A 10,513-nucleotide genomic window follows, 5' to 3' on the forward strand; every position below is an offset into this window, starting at 1 on the left:
ACCATCCACAGGGTCGCTTCCTCACGCCGCACCGCATAGGTCGAGCCCGACAACCAGCCAGATGACGCCGAGCATTGCCCCGGAGGAGACGCCCAGCGCCTCAGGCGACCCAAAGCGGGTTGCCTGTCATGCGCCATCCGAAGAGGGTCATGTAACAATCGGGCAGCGGCGTCCGTATTCATCGGCAGGACGCCATTGAAGGAGTGCATCATGATGAACAGACGCGGGCTTCTGGCAGCAAGCGTGGCAACCTTTACGGCTGGGTTCCTGGCTATCGGGACAGGCCCATTGCTCGCAGCGACGCCGGGGAGTTTCACCGTCAGCCGAAGCAAGGACGAATGGCGAAGCCTTCTGACACCGGAACAGTTCAGCATTCTTCGCGAGCAAGGCACGGAGCGGCCGGGTTCGAGCGCGCTTTTGGCCGAGCATCGCAAAGGCACTTTCTCCTGTGCCGGCTGCAACCAGGCACTCTTTTCCTCGGACACCAAGTTCGAGAGCGGCACGGGCTGGCCGAGCTTCTGGGCGCCGCTCGACAATGCCGTCGGCATGACACGCGACGCGTCCCACGGCATGGTCCGGGTGGAAGTGCATTGCAGCCGCTGCGGCGGCCATCTCGGCCACGTCTTCAACGACGGACCGCGGCCGACGGGGCTGCGCTATTGCATGAACGGCTTTGCCATGACCTTCACCCCGGCGGCGGCGCGATCCGGAAAAGCTGACCCATGACCCTTGCCGTCCTGGCCTATTTCGCGGGCATCCTCAGCCCCTGCATCCTGCCGGCCCTGCCCTTTGTCTTCGCGCGGGCTGGACAGCCCTTCCTGCGCGGCACCTTGCCTATGCTCGTGGGCATGGCGCTGACCTTGGCCCTCGTCGCATCGCTGGACGCGCTCGGTGGCGGCTGGGCGGCAGAGGCCGACGAATATGGCCGGCTGGCGGCGATGATCATCCTCGCCGGCTTCGGGATCATCCTCCTGTTTCCAGCCATTGTCGAGCGTGTGACGCGCCCGATCGTCTCCCTCGGCGCACAGAATTTCCTCGGCGCCGATGGAATCGTCAACGATACCGTTCACGTCTATGTCGCAGAGGATGCGCGCCGCAACGAATGGGGCCTCACCGGGCGCTGGAAGGTCGCCCCAGAACGCGCCGATCTGACGAAAGAAGGTGGCATCCACTATCGCTTCCGCGCCCGAGACCTGCATCTCGTGCTCGGCCCCGGCAGCGGGGACAAGCAGGTCCGCTTCCCGGTAACCATCGACGGCAAGGCGCCGGGCGGCGACCACGGTCTCGACACAGGCCCGGAGGACAATGGCACGGTGACGAAACAGCGCTCTACCAGCTTGCGCGCCGGGACGGGCCGATCACCGACCACACAGTCGAGATCCGCTTTCCCGATCCGGGCTTCGAAGCCTACGCATTCATCTTCGGTTGAGGATACCGCCATGAAACGCATTGCCAGGATTTCCACTCTTTTCGCCGGAATGAGCATCGCCTTTGCGGGGCTGCTGTCCGAGACAACAAGCGCCGGCGCGCAGGAGGGTCTCGCCATTCCCGCACCTGTCCTCGACGAGGAGAACGCCGCAAGCCGGGAAACCGCCGTCTTCGCCGGCGGCTGCTTCTGGGGCGTCCAGGGCGTCTTCCAGCATGTCGAGGGCGTCAGCAACGCCGTTTCCGGCTATGCAGGCGGCGCGCAGGAGACCGCGCATTACGAAATGGTCAGCAATGGCAATACGGGCCATGCAGAAGCGGTCCGTGTCACCTTCGATCCCGCCAAGGTCACCTATGGCAAGCTGCTGCAGGTCTATTTTTCCGTTGCTCACGACCCGACCCAGCTCAACCGGCAAGGTCCCGATACCGGCCCGCAATACCGCTCGACACTCTTCCCGACCAGCGAGGAACAGGCCGGCGTTGCGAAAGCCTATATCGAGCAGTTGAACAAGGCCCGCATCTACGACGCCGCCATCGTCACGACGATCGAGCCGGACAAAGCCTTCTACCCGGCCGAGAACTATCATCAGGATTTCCTGACCAACAATCCGACCTATCCCTACATCGTCTACAACGACATGCCCAAGATCGACAACCTGAAGCGCTTGTTCCCGGCGGACTTCCGGAGTGATCCGGTCCTTGTCGCAAAAGTGGGAATCGGCGAATAGGGCTCGTCACGAAATCTCACTGGAATGGCTTCGCAAAAACAGGTTTGTCGTTTTGGTTTCGCATCCGGCAGAGGCAGCATCCGCTTTTCCCGCCGGGGTCTGGTCCGTCCGGCGCGAGGTCATCGATCATGTCGCCGGGCAACGGATTGCGTTTGTAGGAACAGCGACCATCACCGGGGACACATTTGCCGAAAGGCGTGAAACTCTGGTCGAAGGGCGAAAACTCTCCGCTGTGCGACGGTACAGGTTGCGGCGAGGCCAGACCGCGACCGAGGTCTTCCTCCCTGATGGCCGGCCTTTCATGACCTTCACGGAGTTTTCAAGCCAGCGGATCGAACATCATTGCGGCAACGATCTCTGCACAGGCCGCTTCGTTTTCGTCCGCCCGGAGTTCTGGCACGTTCGGGGCGACGGAAACGCTACTCCAGCCTTACCTGGTTCGAACGGATACCGGACGGCGTACCGGTGCTGACGATTTCATCGGCGTTCAACGTGCCGGCGTCGTCACGCGCTACCGCCACATGCCGCGCATCTTTGCCTTGAGGTCGACGCGGATACCAGGTTGCGGCGCGCGATCGCGCGTGGTCGCGGATGGCGGCGGCCAGGATGTCGGCGTGAAACGGTCGAGGATATCATCGGGGATGAACCGCGTGCGGGACGCATAGACGTGCCTGTCGCCGCGCGATGCCTGCCCATGCACGAAGAAGCGCTGCGGCGTGATCAGGTACAATCCATCCTTCGCACGCGTCATCGCCACGTAAAGCAGGCGACGTTCTTCTTCGAGTTCGTCGCGCTCGCCCACGGCCAGATCGATCGGAATGCAGCCGTCGACGCCATTGACCACGAAGACCTTGGTCCACTCCTGACCTTTCGCCGAATGAATGGTCGAGAGGATGAGGTAATCTTCGTCGAGATGCGGAGGACCGGCCTCGTCGCTGGTCGCGTCCGGCGGGTCGAGCGTCAGGTCGGTAAGGAAGCGCTCGCGCGACGCATATCCAGATGCAATCTGCTCCAGTTGCAGGAGGTCCGCACGTCTGGTCGGCGCATCCTCGTGGATGCGCTCAAGATGCGGCTCATACCATAGCCGGACCTGCTCCAGATCGGCGGGCCAGGCCCCGCGCGACCGGAGAGCCGCGAAAAGGTCGACAAAGCCCGGCCAATCCACCTGCGCGCGAGCCGGCGCGCGGAAGAATTGCAGGCCGAGCGCCGGATCGAGCGAACGCGCCATCGCCTCCATCGCAGACGCCGCAGCCGATGGGCCGATGCCGGGAACGATCTGCATCACACGGAAAGCGGCCACCCGGTCCTTCGGATTTTCGGCGAAGCGCAAGACAGCAAGGATGTCTTTCACATGGGCGGAGTCGAGGAACTTCAATCCGCCGAATTTGACGAAGGGAATGTTGCGGCGGGTCAGCTCGATCTCGAGCGGCGCGGAATGATGCGAGGCGCGGAAAAGGACGGATTGCTGTTTGAGCGCGACACCCTCCTCCCTCGCCTCCAACACGCTCTCGCACACGAAGTTTGCCTGCTCGACTTCGTCGCGCACGGTGACGATCTTCGGCTTTTCGGCCGAGCGCCGATCGGTCCAGAGGTTCTTGGTGAAGCGCTCCGGCGCCTGACCGATCACCGCATTCGCCGCGTCGAGGATCGCGTCGGTCGAGCGATAATTGCGATCGAGCGTGACGACCTGGGCGGGGATCGGAAAATGCCCCGGAAAGTCGAGTATGTTGCGGACCTCGGCGGCGCGGAAGGAATAGATCGACTGCGCGTCGTCGCCAACCACCGTGAGGCCGCATCCATCCGGCTTGAGCGCCAGGAGGATCGACGCCTGCAGGCGATTGGTGTCCTGATATTCGTCGACGAGGATGTGGTCGAAACGGGCGGCGAGATGTTCGGCAATGGCGGGTTCGGCACACATATGCGCCCACCATAGCAGGAGGTCGTCGTAATCGAGGACGTTTTGCGCCTGCTTGGTGTCGACATAGGCCGCAAAAAGCTGCTTGAGCTCCTCCGCCCAACCGGCGCACCATGGAAAGCTTTTTGCGAGAACCGGTTCCAGCTCGGCCTGCGCGTTGACCGCGCGCGAATAGATCGCCAGGCAAGTGCGCTTTGCCGGAAAGCGGCTTTCGGTCTTCGACAGGCCGAGGTCATGCCGGACGAGGTTCATCAGGTCGGCGGAATCCTCGCGGTCATGGATCGTGAAGGCCGGATCGAGACCGATTTCAAGCGCGTAGTCACGCAGCAGCCGCGCGCCGACAGCGTGGAACGTGCCCGCCCAGGTCAATCCCTCCGTCAGCGTCGCGGCCTTGTCGCCCATCACGCGTGCCGCGATCCGTTCGACCCGGCTCTTCATTTCCGTTGCCGCGCGCCGTGAGAAGGTCATCAGCAGAATGCGGCGGGGGTCCGCGCCGCGAACGATCAGATGCGCGACGCGATGCGCCAGCGTGTTGGTTTTTCCCGAGCCGGCGCCCGCGATCACAAGCAATGGTGCAGCAATGCCGCCGTCACCATGCTCGACGGCCGCCCGCTGCTCGGCATTCAGCGAGGCCAGATAGTCGTCGGCAAGGGTCGCCAGTTGCGGCGAATCATGGAGGGCCAGGTTCATGATCCGGAATGAACTCTGTTTCCGGTTCGTTCGCAACTCCGACATTCCACTTTCTGGCGGTGACGTCTTGCGTGCCGGCTATGGTTTGCTGGCCGGCGTAAGCCAGTTCGCCGCAGGCAGCCGCAGAAATCACGCAGATTATATCAGATCCTCCGGGCCGCCCCCGGCGATAATATGCGAGCAATCCATACGAGTTTCACGACCAGAGAGCGACTGCTTTCGACCCTTATTGTTGCCGTTTGGGGAGGTTTCGTCGCTATCGGAAACCAGCCATTCGTTCGGACCACTACATACGCCAGAGAGGATCTGACATCTCAGTCTTCATCAGGCGCGATCATATGTGAACGAAGTCAGCAGCGACGTGACGAAATTGCTCGCATTGTCCTTGACAAGCACTTCCGTCCATTCACTTGTTCCACGCAGCCGCAAGTCCGTATAAATGCTATCGACCGCGGCCTGTTCGATACGCTTGAGATTTGCCAGGAAGGCCTCCTCTCCGGCCGCAAGGTACATGTCGCGGATAACCATCCGCAGGATTTCCTGGATCGCGATCTGCCAAGCTGTGTTGATTGCCTGGAGCTCGCCGGAATTTTCTGGCATGGGATTTTCTTTCGATGTGACGGATCCTGGCGGCGACTTACGCTACGATGGCGGTTGCGGATTGCGACCCCGCCGAAAAGCTGCCGAACGCGACCGGCGGACCCTGTGCGGCAGGATCACATGAACTGACAGGTCCATTCAGATGCCCGAAACCTGGAATTCAGGCGCGCCTGGCCTTGCGGTTGGCATAGCGCCGGTCGCGCTCAGCCTTGCGGGCGGCCTCGTCTTCGAGCACCCGCGCGATGCGATCTCGTTCCGTCGCCTCGCGCGCCTCGGTTTCGGCACGGGCTGCGGCTTCTGCGGCCGCCTTCCGCTCGTCGGCCTCGGCTACCCGGCGTTCAGCCTCGTCGCGCTTTATCCGCTCGCGCTCTAGGCGCCGCTCTTCTCTCGCGGCCGCGATACTCGCCCGCTCTGCCTGCCTCGCCAGTCTGGCGGGTTCGTCAGCGGCCCTTGCCGCGCGATAGGCATTCAGGAGAGCGGACTTCGCTTCGGCGGCCGCGGTACGGCGATCGGAAAAGTCGTTGTTTCTGGCGTTCTTCAAATCATTATCCTGGAGAAAGTGTTGCGGCAGGTCAGACGGACTTGGCCCGTCTGGCAAGAAGAGAGGCGGTTGCCGCCTCGCGGTCGTTCATTTCCTTCGCAAGGCGGGCTTCGCGAAGCCGCCTGGTCTTTTCCTCGCGGGCCAGAATGAGGGAATCGAGTTCCTCGACAGCGCTATTGCGGGCGAAGAATTGCGACTGAGCATTGGCGAAGGCGATCTCCGCCTTCTGGCGAGCTTTGCTGTGTGTCTGGGACATGGTCTTTTCCGGATTGGACGCCGCAAGATGACGCGGCAATAAAAAAGGCCAAGCGATCTGCCTGACCTTGCTGGTATCATGCTCTCGACAGTGCCAGTACATCCGTGGTCAACGGAGAGCGGATACCGGGATGCTTCAAGCGGACTGCAGGTTGCAGGCCGACATCTTGCCCGACTTATTGTCGCGCTCCAGTTCGTAGCCAATCTTCTGGCCTTCAACAAGGTCGCGCATTCCAGCGCGTTCGACGGCGGAGATATGGACGAACGCATCGGCGCCGCCGTTGTCGGGCTGAATGAAGCCGAAGCCCTTGGCGGAATTGAACCATTTAACTGTGCCAGTGGTCATGATGAACCCTTTCATAGCAATAAGAGAACCGCTGCGCCCGCGGCGCAACAGATGCGATAGCGATTTTTGAAAGAAAAGGTTCGTTCAGGGCACGGTGCCAGACGCGCGATAACCAAAGCTAAGCAAGCAAATATCGTCAAATTAATGTATAGGTAATTTCCACAGGTATGTCAATTTTTAGTTTTTGACGTCAGATATTCTCGGAGTCTGATTGTAATTTCGTTGATTATTTTCGCAGCTTGAACTGTAGAGACCGGGCCGAGTGGCTCGGCATTCCGGTTTGGCTATGGAACTATGGTTGTCCAAAGGTAGAAATAGCCTCCGGCCCCGAGTGGAAACCAGCAGTCTCTTGCCGAATGACGCCGGGCATGAACCGGAGGAGGACAGCGCGAGATTGATTTGAAAGTGGCCGGAAAGCGGTTTCAATCTTGCCGTGACATATACGGCGGAAGAAAGCATCGGTCTGCCTCACCTCTATCCCATGGCGGCCGGTCATCGACCGTCAGCTAAGCAAGTACATCAGCGGCATCGTTCAGGGTGGTTCCGTGTCGTGGCAGTTGGGCAAACACCGGGAGTTGCGATTGTGGGTGGCGTAAGCCCGAGTCCGTCTCATGCGCTCAGGGTCGACTCCCTTGCGATAACCGCTTCCGGGATAGAGAACGCCCAAACCCGAATGTCGCATTTTTCAGAAATAGGCGCTTGGCGGTCGACCTAGGGTCCGACGAAACATCGCGGAAAAGGCGCTCGGGCTACTATAGCCGCATTCCAAGGCAACATCGAGAATGCTTCGGCCATCGGCCAACAACTCAAGAGCGTCGAGCATTCTCGCCTGCTGTCGCCAGTGACCGAAGCTCATGCCTGTTTCCCGTTTGAAGAGCCGCATGAAGGTCGCGCGACTTATGTGCAGCATGGCGGCGGCGGCTTCGACGGAGGTCGCCTCCGTCAGATCCTCACGCATCTTCGCGCATAATCGGACCAGATCGGGTCGCCTCGGCATCGGCAGATTGAGAGACTGGGCTGGCTGAAACGATAACTCCATCAGAAGCAGCTGGACGACTGCATCTGTTCTTTCGCGACTTCCCGGCGTTATGGCGAGGTCTGCAAGCTTCAAGATGAGTTCCCGAAGAAGAGGCGTGATCTCCACCACCATGCACTCTTCGGGAAGCCCCTGGAGTCCGCCCGTCTCGATCAATAGTGAACGGAACTGAACACCCGCGCGGCTCGTCGTCTCGTGCTCCAGCCTGGGAGGCAGCCAGACAGCCCGGCTTGGCGGCACAACCCAGCTTCCGACGTCCGTTTTGATCGAGACGACTCCGCTCACCGCGTAGAGCAGCTGGGCTTCTTGATGGCTATGCTTCGGACTGGAATATCGATGTCCGTCGTGTGCGATGACCGCGATTTCTTCCGTGAGACGGACACCGTTCTTCAAGAAATTGATCCTTTCACGACGATTTCTGATCGTATGGCGTTAGATTATCAAATTGCTGGCGGCTAAGGTAGGCCGTCCAACAGCAGGAAGTTTTGTCAGGTGCCCGTTCGCAATCGCCCCTTTGACCGCATCGAAGCGCCGCATTCCGCGGCGCTTCGCTTGGTCGCTGCCGGCGCGTTTGTGACCCAGCCGCTTCGCTGCCCGGTGATTTTCCTTGCGCTGCGACTTACCGGCGGTCGTCGGGCCTGACGGCTTCCTGGCGACCGTAGTCGGCCGTGCTCAACCTTTCGCACATCGCAACAGGCTTCATCATGTTGACCAATCCCGAAATAAAATATCGTCCTTTCGTATCTCCTATCGAACTGGCGGATCGCCGCTGGCCGTCCAACCGGCTGACGAAAGCGCCCCGCTGGCTGTCGACTGACCTGCGCGACGGGAATCAGGCGCTCGCCGATCCGATGGATGTCGAGCGCAAGCTGCGCTTCTACGACATGCTGCTCGCGATTGGATTCAAGGAAATCGAAATCGCATTTCCATCGGCCTCCCAAACCGAGTTCGACTTCGTGCGTGCGCTGATCGACGGCGGTCGAATTCCCGATGACGTGACGGTTCAGGTGCTCACTCAATCCCGGAAGGACCTGATTACCCGCACCTTCGAGTCTCTCGAAGGTGCGCGGCAAGCGATCGTCCATCTCTACAACGCAACGGCTCCGCTGTTTCGCCGCGTCGTCTTCGGTATGGAACGCCATGAGATCATCGAGTTGGCCGTCATCGGCGTCACAGCGATGCTGGAGGAAAGCCTGAAGCGGCCAGGGACCGACTGGACCTTCGAATACTCGCCGGAAACCTTCTGCTTCACAGAGCCAGACTTCGCGCTGGAAATTTGCGAACGCGTGCTCGATGTGTGGCAGCCGACGCCGGAGCGCCCGGCGATCCTGAACCTGCCGGCGACGGTCGAGGTGGCGACGCCCAATGTCTACGCCGACCAGATCGAATGGTTCTGCCGCAATATCTCCCGTCGCGATGCCGTGGTCATCAGCATTCATCCCCACAACGACCGGGGAACCGCCGTGGCCGCAACTGAGCAGGCCTTGCTCGCCGGCGCGGATCGCGTCGAAGGCTGCCTGTTCGGCAATGGCGAGCGTACCGGCAATGTCGACCTGGTGACACTGGCGCTGAATTTCTACACGCAGGGGATCGATCCGAAACTCTACTTTCCGGCCATCCGAGAGGTGGTCAGGACCGTGGAGTATTGCAACGGGTTGCCGGTCCATCCGCGCCATCCCTATGCCGGCGACCTGGTGCATACCGCCTTCTCCGGCTCGCATCAGGACGCGATCCGCAAGGGTTTCGCCGCCCATGGACAGCGCAATGACGGCCTCTGGGAGATGCCTTATTTGCCTGTCGATCCGGCAGACATCGGAGAGACATATGAGGCGGTAATCCGCGTGAACAGCCAGTCCGGCAAGGGCGGCGTCGCCTGGGTGATCGAACAGGACAAGGGCTTGAAACTGCCGCGGTCACTCCAGGTCGACCTCAGCCGCCGTGTCCAGGAATTCGCCGACAGCAGCGGCAAGGAAATCACGGCCGCGATGATCTGGTCGATCTTCGAACAGGCCTACCATTTGACCGGCCCACAAGAGTTCAAGCTGGGCAGCTATCAGGGTGGAGGCTCGCGTAAAACCGGGAACCAACGCATCTTTGCCGGACGCATTCGCCACAAAGGCCGTGAAATTGCGATAACCGGCCGTGGAAACGGGCTGATCTCCAGTGCCATATCCGCGCTCGAAGAAAGCTGCGGCGTCGCGCTGGAGGTGCTCGACTATCACGAGCACGCCCTGAAACGCGGCACGGATTCTCGGGCTGTCGCTTATCTCGAGTGCCGGACCCGTGACGGTCGCAAGGTGTTCGGCGTCGGTATCGATGACGATATCGCAACGGCTTCCGTGAAGGCGGTTCTCAGTGCAGCCAGCAACGGCTGATGTCGTGATGCGGCCAGACTTTCGCAGTCTGGCCGCACCTCAAGCTCTCAACTTTCAGAAAAGGAAACAAACAGGCGTGTGTAGTGTGACCGCCACGCGGATCTCAACCTGATCAAATCGAAGAAATAGCAAATCGTCAGCTACGGCAGCCAAGGACACGCACATGTTTGAATTTGCATGACAGTGGCATAGATCCCGAGCGGATTGGCCCGGAGCTTTTCGGCGTCTCGTGGGGTCTGCACGACGACGGTGATGATGGCGGACCGCCTCCCCTTCTGCATCCCTCGATGGCGCTGCAATACCGCAAACGGGTCCACCAGCTCTACGAAGCCTTGCAGGATGAAGAGGAAGAGACGCGGATAGAGGCAGCGGACATCCTGCGCTCGCTGGTGGACAAGATCGTGCTGACGCCGGTGAATGGGAAGATGCAGATCGACGTCCAGGGTGATCTCGCTGGCATTCTGACGATTACCACACAAAAGCAAAACCCCGCAGCGGGCAAGGCTGCGGGGTTGCAAGTAAAGCTGGTTGCGGGGGCAGGATTTGAACCTGCGGCCTTCAGGTTATGAGCCTGACGAGCTACCGGGCTGCTCCACCCCGCG

At 60.7% G+C, this 10,513-nt stretch carries 10 protein-coding genes, 1 tRNA gene and 2 pseudogenes; 5 read left to right on the plus strand and 8 right to left on the minus strand.

Annotated elements, in window-relative coordinates; all coding sequences use genetic code 11:
• Nucleotides 1-210 precede the first annotated feature (210 nt).
• The 3 genes and pseudogenes from msrB (at nucleotide 211) to msrA (ending at nucleotide 2,153) form a co-directional block, all read left to right on the plus strand.
• The gene (gene msrB, locus P7F60_RS27685) at nucleotides 211-726 is read left to right on the plus strand and encodes a peptide-methionine (R)-S-oxide reductase MsrB (protein ID WP_277920830.1); all 516 of its coding nucleotides are present in this window, start codon (nucleotides 211-213) and stop codon (nucleotides 724-726) included.
• A gap of 212 nt (nucleotides 727-938) precedes the next feature.
• Nucleotides 939-1,429: pseudogene (locus P7F60_RS27690) on the plus strand (hypothetical protein).
• A 49-nt stretch (nucleotides 1,430-1,478) separates the two neighbouring features.
• Nucleotides 1,479-2,153, plus strand: a complete 675-nt coding sequence (msrA, locus tag P7F60_RS27695) for a peptide-methionine (S)-S-oxide reductase MsrA (protein ID WP_277920838.1) — start codon at nucleotides 1,479-1,481, stop codon at nucleotides 2,151-2,153.
• A gap of 511 nt (nucleotides 2,154-2,664) precedes the next feature.
• On the opposite strand, the gene P7F60_RS27700 is transcribed toward msrA, so the two are convergent.
• From P7F60_RS27700 to P7F60_RS27720, 5 genes are all read right to left on the minus strand, one after another.
• Nucleotides 2,665-4,758 carry an ATP-dependent helicase gene (locus P7F60_RS27700; protein WP_277920831.1) on the minus strand — a complete coding sequence of 698 codons (2,094 nt, stop codon included), beginning with the start codon at nucleotides 4,756-4,758 and terminating at the stop codon, nucleotides 2,665-2,667.
• A gap of 324 nt (nucleotides 4,759-5,082) precedes the next feature.
• Entirely contained in the window at nucleotides 5,083-5,358 is a 276-nt protein-coding gene (locus P7F60_RS27705; RefSeq protein WP_277920832.1) for a hypothetical protein, read from the minus strand.
• A 160-nt stretch (nucleotides 5,359-5,518) separates the two neighbouring features.
• A complete protein-coding gene (locus P7F60_RS27710; RefSeq protein WP_277920833.1) occupies nucleotides 5,519-5,899 on the minus strand; it encodes a DUF6481 family protein in 381 nt (126 codons plus the stop codon).
• Between the two features lie 31 nt (nucleotides 5,900-5,930).
• Nucleotides 5,931-6,155: a hypothetical protein gene (locus P7F60_RS27715; protein WP_277920834.1), complete on the minus strand. Its 225-nt coding sequence runs from the start codon at nucleotides 6,153-6,155 to the stop codon at nucleotides 5,931-5,933.
• 135 nt (nucleotides 6,156-6,290) lie between these two features.
• Nucleotides 6,291-6,500 (minus strand): cold-shock protein, encoded by a 210-nt coding sequence (locus tag P7F60_RS27720; RefSeq protein WP_277920835.1) that lies wholly within the window; start codon nucleotides 6,498-6,500, stop codon nucleotides 6,291-6,293.
• A gap of 470 nt (nucleotides 6,501-6,970) precedes the next feature.
• Here P7F60_RS27720 and P7F60_RS27725 point away from each other — a divergent pair.
• Nucleotides 6,971-7,096 (plus strand): annotated as a pseudogene (locus P7F60_RS27725) (DUF3363 domain-containing protein); the annotation flags it as partial.
• A gap of 89 nt (nucleotides 7,097-7,185) precedes the next feature.
• Here the strand turns inward: P7F60_RS27725 and P7F60_RS27730 are convergent.
• Nucleotides 7,186-7,929 (minus strand): helix-turn-helix transcriptional regulator, encoded by a 744-nt coding sequence (locus P7F60_RS27730; RefSeq protein ID WP_277920836.1) that lies wholly within the window; start codon nucleotides 7,927-7,929, stop codon nucleotides 7,186-7,188.
• Between the two features lie 311 nt (nucleotides 7,930-8,240).
• Here P7F60_RS27730 and leuA point away from each other — a divergent pair, with 311 nt between their 5' ends.
• A complete protein-coding gene (leuA, locus tag P7F60_RS27735; protein ID WP_277920837.1) occupies nucleotides 8,241-9,911 on the plus strand; it encodes a 2-isopropylmalate synthase in 1,671 nt (556 codons plus the stop codon).
• 140 nt (nucleotides 9,912-10,051) lie between these two features.
• On the opposite strand, the gene P7F60_RS27740 is transcribed toward leuA, so the two are convergent.
• Both P7F60_RS27740 and P7F60_RS27745 read right to left on the minus strand, forming a co-directional pair.
• Nucleotides 10,052-10,429, minus strand: coding sequence for a hypothetical protein (locus P7F60_RS27740; protein WP_277920839.1), 378 nt, complete (start codon nucleotides 10,427-10,429; stop codon nucleotides 10,052-10,054).
• 7 nt (nucleotides 10,430-10,436) lie between these two features.
• Nucleotides 10,437-10,513 (minus strand) — tRNA-Met (locus P7F60_RS27745).

This window comes from Rhizobium sp. YJ-22, assembly GCF_029601685.1.
Classification (GTDB): domain Bacteria; phylum Pseudomonadota; class Alphaproteobacteria; order Rhizobiales; family Rhizobiaceae; genus Metarhizobium.